Raw genomic sequence first — 13,256 nt, 5'->3', positions numbered from 1 at the left:
GTCAGCCCTGCAGCTTCTGCTGATACCAGCGCATGCCGCCGATCCAGCGTTCGTAACCGGCCGCTTTGCCCTGGAACATATCGAGCACTTCGGGGTGCGGCAGTATCAGAAAACGGCCATCGCGGATCCCGTGAATCACCGCATCGGCTACCTCCGCCGGGTCCAGCACCGCGCCCGCCGTGGTCACCGCCCGGTATGCGAGTTCGCCGTCAGCACCGCCGGATTGCGCATTATGCAGGAGCTCGGTGTTCACGCCCATCGGGCAGACGCAGTGCACGCCAATTCCGCGCGCTCCGTACGTCACCGCGAGCCACTCGGCGAACGCCAGCGCAGCATGTTTGGTCACCGAATACGGCGCTGATCCCAACTGGGTCAACAACCCCGCGGCGGAGGCGACCGACACGAAAGTGCCCTCACCGCGTTCAACCCAGCGCGGCATGAGAAGCTGTGCCGCGCGAACGTGGGCCCGAACGTTGACGTCAAACGCGAGATCCCACATCTGTTCGGGGGCATCCAGCCCGCCCGCACCGATCACCCCGGCGTTCGCGACGAATGTCGTAACGGCACCGAACTCGCGCTCCGCGCTGTCAAGAAGATGCTGGAGAAACGCGGAGTCGCTCGCGTCCCCGCCGACCGCCATTGCCGTGTTCTGGGGCAACTCGGCGGCGACCTGCGCAGCCGCCTCCGCGTCCAGGTCGGCGATGACGACTTTTGATCCTTCCCGGCTCAGCGCCCGTGCGATTGCCGCGCCGATTCCTTTGCCGCCGCCGGTGATTACAGCCACTCCACCCTCGAGCCGTTCCGGATTCATCTCCTCACACTACGAGATGATCCAGAGCACAGTTCACCGGCATATACGACGTTGCTCACCAGACGCCTGATCTGTCCGTTTTGGCGCGGACGCGCACACGCCGCCCTGTTACGGTCCAAAACCTGAGACACACTGACGCACATAGGGGTGCGCCAGACCAGTTAGGGGCTCTCGTGGATGACGAGTTCGATTACTCGTGGAAAAACGTCTTTCTTGGACTCGTCTTCATCTTTGTCATCGTTGCGTTGATCGGAACCTCAATCCTCACGTTCCGGAAAGCGTTCACAGCCACCACTACCGTCACGTTCGTGGCGGAGACAGCCGGCAACGCCCTGGCGCGCGAAGCAGACGTCACGATGAGCGGTGTTCTCGTGGGAGAAGTGCGCGCCGTCCGGTCTAACCGCGATGGAACGGCTGCCGAAATCGAGCTGGCCTTGCGGTCAGATCGCGTCAGCCATATCCCCGCGAACGCCACCGCCCGTATCGTGCCGAAAACCCTTTTCGGTGAGCGTTTCGTCGAAATCGTCCCGCCCGATCAGCCTGTCGGCGTCCTCACAGCGGGGGCCGTGTTACTTGAACACAGCGATGGCAGCGCTGTCGACGCGACTCGCATGTACGACGTGCTCTACGACCTGCTCGACGCCGTACCAGCGCAAGATCTCGCGGTCACACTGGGCGCACTGAACCAGGCCCTCGCCGGGCGTGGTGACCGAATCGGCGCGATGATCGACCATCTGGGACCGATGGCCGACGGCATCAACACGGAATTGCCCCACCTCGAACAGCAACTCGGCGATCTCGGCGTCACCACCGAGGCATACACCGACGCACTGCCTGACCTCATCGACGCACTCGACACCTACCGCACAACCAACAGCACACTTATCGAGACGCGGCCGATCGTGGACAGCATGCTCGAATCTCTGACCTTCGCCGCCAGCGACACTCGCGCATTCCTTGATGAGAACGGTGGTCGTATCGTGCGGATCGCCGCCGACACCCGTGACACGCTGGGCCTCCTCGCCCGCTACTCGCCCTCCTTCGGATGCGCGCTGGGATACTTCGCCGATCTCGAGCCGCGCATAAATGAGTTTTGGGGCGAAGGCACCGGTCGCGCCGGGCTGCATCTGACGATCGAGCTTGCGAACCCGAGGGGAGCGTACCTGCCCAACCAGGACGAAACTCGCTTGTTCGACGCTCGCGGCCCGATCTGCTATCACCCCATACCACCGTCGCAAGGCAACTTCCCGCAGTATCCGGGCGGAGCGATCAACGATGGCGCCTATCCGGCCCCCTCGCGCAATCCCGGACCGCAACACCTGCCCGCGCTGCCAGATCCGCTCGCCGACCCCGAATGACCGCCAGCGCGACGGTAGTACGCTGCTTGCAGCCGAAATGAGGAGTGAGGAAGCAATGCGCCTGAGGAACGTCGCGGCCGCCGCGGCCGCAGCCGTCGTCACGCTTGCGGGGTGCGGCACCGCCGCCGACGATGCTGCTCCCGGCACTGCGACGCACTCTCCCGGCGGTCACTTCCCCGTCACTGTCAACGGTGTGACGGTCGATGACGAACCCGCTCGCATCATCTCTCTTGCACCCACCGCCACTGAGATGCTCTTCGCCATCGGCGCCGGCAACCAAGTCGTCGCGGTCGACGAATATTCGAACTTCCCAGAAACCGCGCCCACCAGCGAGCTTTCCGGCTTTAACCCCAACATCGAAGCTGTCGCCGGATACGATCCCGACCTCGTCGTCCTTTCGTCATTCGGTGACTCGCTCGTTCCGCAACTCGACGCGCTGAGCATTCCCGCGTTCATCACCGCGGATGACCCCGCTGACCTCGACGATGTGTACCAGCAGATACTCGACCTCGGCGAGCTGACGGGCCGCACGGACGAAGCACCCGCGCTCGTCGAACGCATGACCAGCGAGATCGCGAAAACCACTGCGGAGGCACCTGAACGGGAAACCCCGCTCACCTACTACATTGAGATTGACGACACCTACTGGACCTACACACCCAATAGCATCATCGGCTCACTGTTCCGCCAGGCCGGACTGGAGAACATCGCCGAAGACGAAAGCACCGCGGCGACCCAGCTATCGGCCGAAGCGATAATCGAGGCGAACCCCGACGTCATCTTCCTGATCAATACCGATTTCGGCGTCACCGCCCAAACGGTTGCGCAACGGCCAGGATGGGCCGAAATCGCAGCGGTCCGCGCGGGCAACATCGTCGAACTTGACCCCGACATGGCATCACGCTGGGGGCCGCGCTTGCCTGACCTGCTCGCGCACGTCGTCGCCGCGACCGCGAACCTCCCGTGACCGCCCCATCGCGACTGCGCTGGTGGTGGCTCGCGCTTGGTCTCGTCCTGCTCGGCGCCGCCACACTCGCTGGAGTCGCGCTGGGGGCAGCTGAGCTGCCGCTCGCGGGCGTTGCTGCTGAAATCCTGAACCTCGTGCCTGGCATCACGCTCGAGTCTGGCCTCACTGCACGCCAGTCCGCGATCGTCACCGAAATCCGGCTGCCGCGCGTCGTGCTGGCGCTGCTCGTTGGTGCGATGCTCGCTCTCGCCGGTGGTGCCTATCAGGGCGTTTTCCGAAATCCGCTGGCGGAGCCATTCCTGCTGGGCGTGGCCGCGGGCGCCGGACTGGGCGTGACGGTCGTGATCGCACTGCAGCCCGCCACCGCCTCCGGGCTTCCGGTGACGACACCCGTCGCCGCGTTCACCGGAGCGCTCGGAGCGGTCCTCGTCACCTACCTTCTCGGAGCAGCGGGCGGGCGTGATCGAGCACCGGAAACACTCATCCTCGCTGGCGTGGCCGTCGCGGCATTCCTCACCGCGATGCAGACATATCTGCTGCAGCGGCACGTCGAGGTGATCCGCGAGGTCTACACGTGGCTGCTCGGGCGCCTCGGCGGCGCGACATGGGGCGACGTGAGAATGCTGCTTCCCTACGCTGTCGTGTCGGCGGTTGTCATCGTGCTGCTCGGCCGTGAACTCGACGTCATGTCCGTGGGCGACCACGAGGCATCCGGGCTGGGAATCAACCCGCAGGTGATCCGGATTGTGCTGCTCGCCGCGGCTTCTCTCGGCACGGCGGCAGCAGTGTCGGTGTCAGGCCTGATCGGTTTCGTGGGGATCATCGTCCCGCACATTGTGCGTCTCATCTTCGGGACGTCCTACCGTGTGATCCTTCCCCTGTCGGTAGTCCTCGGCGCAGCATTCTTGGTCCTCGCCGACCTTGCCGCACGCACCGTCGATATCCCGCGCGAAGTGCCCATTGGGGTGATCACAGCGTTTCTTGGTGCACCATTCTTCGTCATCGTTCTGCGCGCGACACGGAGGGCCGCTCTGTGAGCGCGCTCGAGGTGGAAAACCTCCGCGTGACTGTGCCGGTGGGGCGCCGCCGGCACAAGGCGCTGCTCGACGACGTCAACCTCCTCGTTGCAGAAGGTGAATGGGTGACAATCATCGGCCCGAACGGGGCGGGCAAATCCACGCTGCTTCGGGCCATCACTCGGCAGCTGCCCTACACCGGGCTCATCCGGATCGCGGGCACCGACAACACTGCGCTGAACCGCAAACAGCGCGCTCGTTTACTCGCGTCAGTCGTCCAGAATCCAACGGTGCCGCCGGGCATGACGGTGCAGGACTATGTGCTGCTCGGCCGCACCCCCTACATCCCGGCGCTGCGCGGCGAATCCGCTGCCGACATCGCGGCGGTCGGCGACGTGCTTGGCTTGCTGGAACTGGCAACATTCGCGCGGCGCGAATTGATGTCACTCTCCGGCGGCGAGCGTCAACGCGTGTTCCTTGCTCGTGCCCTCGCGCAGCACGCGCCCCTGCTCCTGCTCGATGAGCCGACCACCGCGCTCGACATCGGCCACCAGCAAGACGTGCTCGAACTCGTTGATGAGCTTCGGTCCGCGCGCGGTCTGACCGTCCTTTCGACCATGCACGATCTGTCCATCGCTGGCGAATACGCCGATCGAATGGTGCTCGTGTTCGAAGGACGTATCCACGGCGCTGGACGCCCGGCGGACATCCTCACCGAAGCGAATCTGCGCCGCTATTACGGCGCCTCCGTGCGTGTGACAGTCGATGCGGGCGGCCCCACGGTGGTGCCGATCCGGCGGCGCCGGGGCTATTCGGGCGAATAAGGGGTTGGGCGGTATTTAACCCATTTGCTTACCCCCACGCCGTCGGCGAAAGTGTGCACGTGACCCCGTCCGGCGCAAACGCGAACACGCGGCTGCTTCCACCCGCACTCATGCTGGTGAGCGGAACCTCTATGTACGCGGGCGCCGCTGCAGGTGTGTTCTTGTTCAGCTACATCGCTCCGGCTGGTGTGGCATGGCTGCGGATTCTCGGTGCGGCGCTGATCTTTCTCGCAGTCGTCCGTCCGGCCCGTCAGGCCTGGTCAGGCCATGCGCTGGTGCTTGCGGGCGCGTTCGGCACGATAACGGCGCTGATGAACATCAGCTTCTATGAAGCGATCGCGCGCTTACCGCTGGGCACGGCGGTGGCGATCGAATTCCTCGGCCCAATCTTGGTGGCGGCGTGGGGTTCGCGTTCGCTCCGGGATTTCGCTGCGCTCATCGTCGCTGGTGCGGGCATCGTCCTGATCGCGGACGTGCATCTTGCCGGATCACCCGGCGGTATCGTGTTCGCGTTGCTGGCGGCGCTGTGCTGGGCCGGTTACATCATCCTGGGCAAGCGGGTTGCGGCTGCGGGTTCGCCGCGGGACAGCCTTGCGGTCGGTTTCACCGTCGCCGCGGTGGTGACAGCGCCGTTTGCGCTGACAATTCCGCTGTCCTGGCAGCCTGACACTCCCCTGCTGCCGGTGCTGGTTCTCGGACTTGTGCTCGGGTTGTTCGCGAACGTCATCCCGTACGGGCTTGATCAAGTCATTCTGCGGAAGGCCGGGCAGGCGTACTTCGCGGTTTTGCTTGCGCTGCTGCCCGTCTCGTCAGCGATTATCGGCTGGCTCGTTTTGCAGCAGTCCCTCGCCCCGGCAGAGATCGCCGGTATCGCAGCCGTGGCGGTGGCGGTGGCGTTGCGCCGGCCAGCCTGACCACTTCCCTTTACCGAATTCATCTGCGCAGGTCATCTGAAACCCCCGAAAATCCGGGGTTTTGGTTGACCTGCGCAGTTAAATTTGGAGGAGGGCGAGACGGCGACGGTGTAGACATAGAAGATGACGTCGCTACCTGAGTTGTTCGCCCTCGATACCCTTATCACCGACGATGAGCGGGACTTTCGCCAGGCCGCTCGCGAGTTCGCGGACCGGCAGCTGCGTCCCCACATCGCGGAGTGGTACGAAAGCGGTGCGATACCAGCACGGGAGATCGCGCGCGAGTTCGGCAAAGTGGGCATGCTCGGAATGCACTTGCAGGGCTACGGGTGCGCGGGTGCTACAGCGACGGCGTACGGGCTCGTGTGTCACGAGATCGAGGCCGCCGACGCTGGTTTGCGCAGCCTGATGTCCGTGCAGGGCTCTCTCGCCATGTACGCCATCTACGCCTACGGCTCCGAGGAGCAGAAACAGCAGTGGCTCCCCGCGATGGCACGCGGCGAGAAACTCGGGTGTTTCGGCCTCACCGAGCCAGATTTCGGATCAAACCCAGCGGGCATGCGCACCCGGGCTCGCCGTGATGGTGACGACTGGATTCTCAGCGGCTCGAAGATGTGGATCACCAACGGAACCATCTCTGACGTCGCGGTCGTGTGGGCGCGCACCGAAGAGGGGATTCGCGGCTTTCTCGTGCCACAGGGCACGAAGGGTTTCATGGCCTGGGAAATGAAGCACAAGCTGTCGATGCGTGCGTCGGTGACAGCAGAACTTTCGTTTGACGACGTCCGCCTGCCAGCCGACGCGCTACTGCCGGAATCGAAGGGTCTCAAATCTCCGCTCGGCTGTCTCACCGAGGCGAGATTTGGCATCATTTTCGGCGCGATGGGGGCCGCCCGGGAGTGTCTCGATACGGCGATCTCATATTCCCAGTCCCGTGAGGTTTTCGACAAACCGCTAGCCGGCTATCAGCTCACGCAAGCGAAACTCGCGGATTGTGCGCTGGAGTACGGCAAGGGCATGCTGCTGGCGCTTCACCTCGGCCGGCTCAAAGACGCCGGACGGATCACCTCCGAACAGGTCAGCACAGGCAAGCTCAACAATGTGCGAGAGGCACTGCAGATCGCGCGCACCTGCCGAACCATCTTGGGTGCCAACGGAATCACTCTGGAATACCCGGTGATGCGGCACGCCTCGAACCTGGAAACGGTGCTCACGTATGAAGGCACGTCCGAAATCCACCAGCTTGTGGTGGGGCAGGCACTGACCGGGGAGAACGCGTTCCGCTAACCGTCAATGGTGGTGGCCATCAATGTGACCCGCACCTTGTCCGGGCGCGACGACGACAAACTGGCCCATCATCCCCTCGTCCTCGTGCCGCAGCAGATGACAGTGGTACATGTACGGCACATCGGGGTTGGTGTGGCGGCCGAACCGCATGATCAGGCGATGCTCCTTCTGCGGTTCGAGAAGGATCGTGTCCTTCCATCCGCGCAGATGGGGCGCCGGTGGCGCGCCGTCGACATCCAGCACCTGGAACTGGACGTCGTGGATGTGGAAGTTATGTGGGAAGCCGTCGGCTGCAGACACCGTCCATATCTCTGTCGACCCGGCCAGAATCACGTCGTCGATCCGGTTCATATCCATCTCTTTGCCGTTAATTGACCGGTTCGACAGCCGCATCGGCCGCGTCGTCACGGCGTCATCCGCACGCAGCCAGTCAATGCGGGCCAGCTCATCGGGCAGATCATCAGCGGGCTGCAACTCTGGAGCAGCCCTGATCTGCATAATGTCGAAACGGTCCGAAAGCCCCGATGGCGCACCCAGCCAAAAGCCCGGTGTGGGGTGCGATTGGAGCATCACGTCTTCCCCGGGAGCAAGCTGGACGACGACCTCAGCACGCTCCCCCGGCGACAGCGTCAATTGGCCGGTCACACGGGGCGCTTCCAGCAGGCCACCGTCGGTCGCTATGTGGGCGAACTCGCGCTCGTCGTCAAAAGCGAAAGTCAGTATCCGCGCGGTCGAACCGTTGAGCAACCGCAACCGGACCTTCTCGGTTGTTGCATCGAAAAACGCTCCCTCCACACCGTTCGTCAGGATTGTCTCGCCCAGCGTTCCCACGGGGGCCGACCCACTGGTGGCTAGCTGGCCGGAGCCATCGAGCTGTTTGTCTTGCACGATGAGGGGCACGTCATCGACGCCGTATTCGCTGGGCAGGCCTGGCACGGCTTCGTCGACGAGAAACAGCCCAGCAAGCCCGCGGTACACGTGCTTCTCGGTGGCGCCGTGCGGATGTGGGTGATACCAGAGCGTGGCTGCCGGCTGGTCGATCACCCATTCGGGGTGCCAACTACCGCCCGGCTGCACCTCCTGATGCGGACCACCGTCCATTTCCGCAGGCAGACGCATTCCATGCCAGTGCACGGAAGTCGCTTCACCGAGTCGGTTGGTGACGTTCACGCGGACATGATCGCCCGGTTGCGCACGCAAGGTAGGGCCGAGATGATCACCGTTGAATCCCCACGTTTGTGTCTGGAAGCCCGACCGGAGTTCCGCCGCGCCCTCCTGCGCGGTCAGCGAGAACACTCGGCGGCCTTCTTCATCAATCACGCCATCCTGCACCGGCGGAATCGGGAGCGCGCGGTCAAACGTCACACGCCCCGTGTAATCGATTCCCGTGAACACTCCGCAGCTACTGAGAACGGCGAGCAATGCGAGGACGGCTGAGCATATCAGCGCCTTCCTAAGGACCGATGCGCTCACCGGGCCCTCCCGGGGACAAGCACGTGTGCGAGTGCGCCAACGAGCACAAACCACAGCATGTGAGTGGAGGCCATCGACACGATGGCAATGGGCAGGACCCAGAGTCCTGGCGAGCCGTCACTGATTCCGAGTACCGGCCCCACCACGAGTCCCACGGTGGCGAGCACCACGACGTAGCACACCCCCGCAAGCACGACGGTGACGAAGGGACGGGGCGGGCGAACGTACGCGATGAGCGCAAGCCAGACGCCCGATACCGCCGCGAGAACCGCGAAGTGGCGGGCAGCTGGATGCACGGATTCGAAGAGTCCCAGGGCATGCACCGCAGGCTCGACAAGGGCAAGTGCGCCAAGGCCGGCAATGAACGGCCAGGCGAGGCGCGGGTGTGCGCGGCGCTGCACCGCGTCTGGGGTTGAATAGGTCATGCCAGCAACGCTACGAACTGTGGCATCACAGAAAATCCGCTGCGTGTTGGCCTTTTTGTGTCAACTCTGCACGTACGGATTGTCAACATCGAACGTATGCCGCACCCTTGCTTACCCTGACACAATCGGTGGCATGTCTCCGGGTCTGGTTGCCGCGCTGAGGACACCGCGCGCGGCGTTCACAACGGATGCGCTTCTTGGTATCGCGGTGACCTTGGTTGTGGTACTTGCGATCTCAATGGACCTCGGCGGTGAACGGGGCCCGAATGCGCTGGCATATATCTTCGCGCTAGGCTTCGGGGCGCTGATGCTGATTCGGCGCCGTCATCCGATCGTCGTGCTTGTGACGACCGCGCTGGGGATTTGCGTGTATTACATGCTGGAGTTTCCCCCAATCGGCTTGGCGGTCCCCGTGGCCGCCGCGCTTTACGCGGCAGCAGACGCAGGCAGGCTCCGCTGGGCTATCGGAACTGGTATCGCACTCCTCGCGGTATCCTCCTATTTTCGCCTCATCGACGGCGCTAGTCCCGCGTACCTCTTCGGATACGAACTCGCCTCCTCCGCCGGGCTCATGGCGGCGGCTGTCGCGCTGGGCTGGAGCGTGCGAACCGGGCGGCTGTTAAGACAGCGCCAGACGCAGCTCGACCTTTTCGCTGAGCACGAGCGCGAACAGGAGGCGGCGTTCCGCGTTCAGCAGGAGCGGCTGCGGATCGCACGCGAACTCCACGATGCCGTCGGACACACGGTGGCGGTCATTTCTTTGCAAAGCGACGTCGCGCGTGAGGCCCTGGGGCGTAACGACGAGCGGGTCGCCGAGTCATTGCAGCACATCCGCGCTGCGGCGGGCCGCACGATGAAAGAGTTGCGCTCCGCCGTCAAGGTACTCCGCGAACGTGAGGACAGCAAAACCGCGCTATCCCTGGAAGCACTTGCCGATGCGGTACGGCGCTCCGGCATCAGCGTGACCCTGGCTCGCGAAGGGCCGGAGGCCACCAGCGCAGTTGAGCTCGCCGCCTACCGCATTGTGCAGGAGGCGCTGACGAATGCGATACGACACTCCTCTGCGAGCCACGTCGACATCGCGATACGCAATGGGGACGGAAAACTGACTCTCCGCGTCACTGACAATGGTCGTGGCGGCGAGGTGCGGTTCGGATACGGTTTGACCGGTATGCGGGAGCGGGCGGAAAGCGCCGGCGGATCGTTCGCTGCCCGCAGCGGAAACGCGGAATCCGTCGGCTCAGGTTTCGTCGTAGAGGCTACATTTCCGGTGCAGGGGGGCTCATGATTCGCGTTGTGCTTGTTGACGATCAGGAACTCGTGCGAACCGGCTTACGAGCGCTGCTTGAACGGGACGGTGACATCGCGATCACCGAAGAGGCATCGAATGGGCACTCGGGGGTGGCGGCAGTGAAAGCCCACCGGCCGGATGTGGTGCTGATGGATCTTCGGATGCCGCAACTCGACGGTGTCGCCGCCACACGCGCTATCACCGCAGACCCCACACTGACCTCGTGCCGAGTCGTGGCGCTGACCACGTTCGATGACGAGGACCTCATCCTGGAAGCGATCCGGGCTGGCGCAGCTGGTTTCTTGCTCAAAGACATTTCGCCCGAAGAACTGCGCAGCGCGGTGCGCACAGTCGCGGCTGGCAATGCGCTGCTCTCCCCCGCGGTCACCGCGACTGTGCTGCGACAGCTCGCGCAGGCACCGTCGCGGCCACTGAACCGCGACGCGCTCGCCAGTCTGACCGAGCGTGAGAAGGATGTTCTCGCGGAGGTTGGTGCGGGCCGGAGCAACGAGGAAATCGCGGCCCGGCTGTTTGTTTCGCCCGCGACGGTGCGAACCTACGTGAGCCGGTTGCTGACGAAGCTGCACGCCCGCGACCGGGCACAGCTCGTGGTCATCGCCTATGAGAGCGGACTGCGCAACTAAGCACACCTAAATACCCCAACCGGTATATTGAACACGGTCGGACTGGTTCGGTAACGACGGCGAGGAGGCACACATGGCAGCTGCCGTCACCATAACTGTGGTCGGCCTGATCATCGGCGTCCTTCTGGGACTTCTCGGTGGCGGTGGGGCGATCCTTGCCGTGCCAGCCCTGGTGTACTTAATCGGATTGCCGGTCACCCAGGCGATCCCGATGTCGCTCATTGTCGTCGCTGCCGCAGCTCTCTCCGGCGCCTACACCCGCGTGCGCGAGCGACTGATCAATTGGCGCCTGGCTGCGATATTCGCCGCCGCAGGTATGCCGGCCGCTGCGCTTGGCACGGTGGTAGGCCGCAACGTTCCGCAAGACGTCCTGCTTGCCGGATTCGCCATCCTCATGATTGCGGCCGGGATCCGGATGGTGCGCAAACCCGCCCACGTCGGCACCGCGTGCACGACCGTCGATCCGGGCACGGGCGTCCCGAAAGTGAATTGGCGCAGGTGCACGAGCCGTTCCATTCCCGCCGGCCTCGGTGTCGGTTTCGTGACGGGATTATTCGGAGTGGGAGGCGGATTCGTCGTCATCCCCGCACTCGTACTGCTTCTCGGCATCACGATGCCGGTCGCGGTGGGCACGTCGCTCGTGGTTATCGCAGCGAACGCGAGCGCGGGCCTCATCGGATACATCGGCACAGTCAGCCTTGACCTCACACTCACGGCACTCTTCGCCGCAGCCGCGATCATTGGCTCGTTTGCCGCCGGTCGCCTGAGCGCCCGCGTGAGCGGTGACAAACTGCAGCGCTGGTTCGCCTATCTCGTGTTTGTGGTGGCCGCCGCGATAGCGATCGAACTCACCGTACGCACCGCGATGGGCCTGTTCGCCTAAGATTGATTCGTAAGTCGGTTATGCCGATGTTGAATCGTTGGGGTGTTGCTTTTCCGTCTGCTCCGTCGACGTCCCCAGGTGTAGCCGTGGGGTCTGTGGCGGGATTGGGCGGGGCGTTCCCCGTGTCCGGCAGAGGCCAGATTCTTCTGGCTGCCATCCTCACCAGTGCCCGAACACTCCGGGTTGTGGTGGATGGTTGACCGGATCGGCCCCTCTTGCTGGGCCGTTGAACTGTTCCCGGTGACGGGGAAGTTTTGGGTGCGACCGGCGAGCACGGCCGCATGCAGGCGCGACCGTAGGACGGGGTCGATCGTGGCGGCGCGCGGGTCATCGGTGTCGGTGAGCGTGACAGCGGTGGCAAGCGCGGCGCTCATCAAATCACGGTCACCTTCGATCCCGCATCCGCAGGCATGCCACCGTTGGGACAGGTTCTTTTTGGCGCGGGCGCCGCAGGTGCAGTGCTGCGACAGCGCGGTGGTGAACGTGGACGCCTTCACCAGTGCACCTCCGGCCGCGGTGCATTCGTGACCGAGCGCGGCGAGCATACGGCCGGGGGTGAAGGCGGCGATACCGGCACCCCAGCGGCGTTGCCAGGTGCGGATGTCGCAGTCCTCAACAACTATGTTCGGGCCATGCACCGCAACGATGGTCTGGGCGGTGTGGCGGGCGAAGGCCGCCTTACGGTGGGCGGTCGACGACGCGGCTGCCGCGTGATCTGCACGCGTGTTGCGGTAGGCGTGCGAGAGGGTGTCACGCCGGTACGCTTGTTTCGGGACACCGGCAGCGTTCGACACCCGCGCACCACCCGCAACGCTGACTGTTTTGGCTGGTAGTCCTGCGGCGGAGCGGCGAATGGCACGCACCTGCTGCTTCTTCGACAGTGCGTATTGGCGGGTATTCGTGGCCCGGCGGGACCGGTCCAGCGCCCGCATCGGCGCCCGGTTCTTCTTCGCCTCTCGTACGGTGGCAGCCAGCTGCTCGGGTGTTGCGCGGACGTGTGAGGTGACCAGGACCGGTGCGTCACCGGTTGCGTTGATGGAGGCGACGGCGAGGTTGGAGACGTTGCCATCGACCCCGGCGAGCGAGCCTGTCAAGTTTCCTGTGTAAGGACCGGTCGTTTATAGGTGGGGGTTGATTCGCTCGGGGTACGCCAGAGCGAGTTGTTCGAGGGCTTGTTTCCAGTTGGTGACGACTTGTCCTTCGACGAGGCGTCCTTCGGCTTTGCGTTTCGCTCCGCGGCCGAGGCCACGTTCTTTGGCGCGGTCACGTGCTCGTTTGTCCTCGATGTTGCAGATCGCCAGCCAGAGAAGTTTAATCACAGCGTGGTCGTTGGGGAACTGACCGCGGTTTTTGATGATCTTGC

General features: G+C 64.1%; 13 protein-coding genes and 1 pseudogene. 9 read left to right on the top strand and 5 right to left on the bottom strand.

Annotated elements, in window-relative coordinates; genetic code table 11:
- Window position 1: 1 nt before the first annotated feature.
- Entirely contained in the window at window positions 2–811 is an 810-nt protein-coding gene (locus ONR57_RS17095) for an SDR family oxidoreductase (RefSeq protein WP_265124734.1), read from the bottom strand.
- A 173-nt stretch (window positions 812–984) separates the two neighbouring features.
- Here ONR57_RS17095 and ONR57_RS17090 point away from each other — a divergent pair, with 173 nt between their 5' ends.
- The 6 genes from ONR57_RS17090 to ONR57_RS17065 all read left to right on the top strand — a co-directional run bounded on the left by ONR57_RS17090 (window position 985) and on the right by ONR57_RS17065 (window position 7,177).
- Window positions 985–2,169: an MCE family protein gene (locus ONR57_RS17090; protein ID WP_265124733.1), complete on the top strand. Its 1,185-nt coding sequence runs from the start codon at window positions 985–987 to the stop codon at window positions 2,167–2,169.
- 55 nt (window positions 2,170–2,224) lie between these two features.
- Window positions 2,225–3,136 (top strand): ABC transporter substrate-binding protein, encoded by a 912-nt coding sequence (locus ONR57_RS17085; protein ID WP_265124732.1) that lies wholly within the window; start codon window positions 2,225–2,227, stop codon window positions 3,134–3,136.
- Window positions 3,133–4,173 carry an iron ABC transporter permease gene (locus tag ONR57_RS17080; RefSeq protein WP_265124731.1) on the top strand — a complete coding sequence of 347 codons (1,041 nt, stop codon included), beginning with the start codon at window positions 3,133–3,135 and terminating at the stop codon, window positions 4,171–4,173. The genes ONR57_RS17085 and ONR57_RS17080 overlap by 4 nt, the downstream gene beginning before the upstream one ends.
- Window positions 4,170–4,976 carry an ABC transporter ATP-binding protein gene (locus ONR57_RS17075; RefSeq protein ID WP_265124730.1) on the top strand — a complete coding sequence of 269 codons (807 nt, stop codon included), beginning with the start codon at window positions 4,170–4,172 and terminating at the stop codon, window positions 4,974–4,976. Before ONR57_RS17080 ends, ONR57_RS17075 begins: the two co-directional genes overlap by 4 nt.
- 110 nt (window positions 4,977–5,086) lie before the next feature.
- Entirely contained in the window at window positions 5,087–5,890 is an 804-nt protein-coding gene (locus tag ONR57_RS17070; RefSeq protein ID WP_265124885.1) for a DMT family transporter, read from the top strand.
- A gap of 123 nt (window positions 5,891–6,013) precedes the next feature.
- A complete protein-coding gene (locus ONR57_RS17065; protein WP_265124729.1) occupies window positions 6,014–7,177 on the top strand; it encodes an acyl-CoA dehydrogenase family protein in 1,164 nt (387 codons plus the stop codon).
- Between the two features lie 3 nt (window positions 7,178–7,180).
- Here the strand turns inward: ONR57_RS17065 and ONR57_RS17060 are convergent, their stop codons facing one another.
- On the bottom strand, window positions 7,181–8,542 hold the full coding sequence (locus ONR57_RS17060; protein ID WP_265124728.1) for a multicopper oxidase family protein: 1,362 nt from the start codon (window positions 8,540–8,542) through the stop codon (window positions 7,181–7,183).
- Window positions 8,543–8,646: 104 nt separating this feature from the next.
- A complete protein-coding gene (locus tag ONR57_RS17055; RefSeq protein WP_265124727.1) occupies window positions 8,647–9,075 on the bottom strand; it encodes a hypothetical protein in 429 nt (142 codons plus the stop codon).
- Between the two features lie 133 nt (window positions 9,076–9,208).
- Here ONR57_RS17055 and ONR57_RS17050 point away from each other — a divergent pair, with 133 nt between their 5' ends.
- From ONR57_RS17050 to ONR57_RS17040, 3 genes are all read left to right on the top strand, one after another.
- Entirely contained in the window at window positions 9,209–10,363 is a 1,155-nt protein-coding gene (locus tag ONR57_RS17050) for a sensor histidine kinase (RefSeq protein WP_265124726.1), read from the top strand.
- Window positions 10,360–11,010 (top strand): response regulator transcription factor, encoded by a 651-nt coding sequence (locus ONR57_RS17045; RefSeq protein ID WP_265124725.1) that lies wholly within the window; start codon window positions 10,360–10,362, stop codon window positions 11,008–11,010. The genes ONR57_RS17050 and ONR57_RS17045 overlap by 4 nt, the downstream gene beginning before the upstream one ends.
- Before the next feature lie 73 nt (window positions 11,011–11,083).
- Window positions 11,084–11,893, top strand: a complete 810-nt coding sequence (locus ONR57_RS17040; RefSeq protein ID WP_265124724.1) for a sulfite exporter TauE/SafE family protein — start codon at window positions 11,084–11,086, stop codon at window positions 11,891–11,893.
- Here ONR57_RS17040 and ONR57_RS17035 read toward each other — a convergent pair.
- On the bottom strand, window positions 11,890–12,987 hold the full coding sequence (locus tag ONR57_RS17035; protein WP_265124723.1) for a hypothetical protein: 1,098 nt from the start codon (window positions 12,985–12,987) through the stop codon (window positions 11,890–11,892). The genes ONR57_RS17040 and ONR57_RS17035 overlap by 4 nt on opposite strands.
- Before the next feature lie 24 nt (window positions 12,988–13,011).
- Window positions 13,012–13,256: pseudogene (locus ONR57_RS17030) on the bottom strand (IS256 family transposase); the annotation flags it as partial.

The organism is Hoyosella sp. YIM 151337, from assembly GCF_026041215.1.
Taxonomy (GTDB): Bacteria; Actinomycetota; Actinomycetes; order Mycobacteriales; family Mycobacteriaceae; genus Hoyosella.
The sequence above is the reverse complement of the archived record's forward strand: the minus strand, read 5'-3'. Positions and strand labels throughout refer to the sequence as shown.

Excerpts from the sequence above, each read along its gene's own strand:
- ONR57_RS17095 (WP_265124734.1), bottom strand. The coding sequence starts at position 811 with ATGAATCCGGAACGGCTCGAGGGTGGAGTGGCTGTAATCACCGGCGGC.
- ONR57_RS17085 (WP_265124732.1), top strand. The coding sequence starts at position 2,225 with ATGCGCCTGAGGAACGTCGCGGCCGCCGCGGCCGCAGCCGTCGTCACG.
- ONR57_RS17070 (WP_265124885.1), top strand. The coding sequence starts at position 5,087 with ATGCTGGTGAGCGGAACCTCTATGTACGCGGGCGCCGCTGCAGGTGTG.
- ONR57_RS17065 (WP_265124729.1), top strand. The coding sequence starts at position 6,014 with ATGACGTCGCTACCTGAGTTGTTCGCCCTCGATACCCTTATCACCGAC.
- ONR57_RS17055 (WP_265124727.1), bottom strand. The coding sequence starts at position 9,075 with ATGACCTATTCAACCCCAGACGCGGTGCAGCGCCGCGCACACCCGCGC.
- ONR57_RS17050 (WP_265124726.1), top strand. The coding sequence starts at position 9,209 with ATGTCTCCGGGTCTGGTTGCCGCGCTGAGGACACCGCGCGCGGCGTTC.
- ONR57_RS17045 (WP_265124725.1), top strand. The coding sequence starts at position 10,360 with ATGATTCGCGTTGTGCTTGTTGACGATCAGGAACTCGTGCGAACCGGC.
- ONR57_RS17040 (WP_265124724.1), top strand. The coding sequence starts at position 11,084 with ATGGCAGCTGCCGTCACCATAACTGTGGTCGGCCTGATCATCGGCGTC.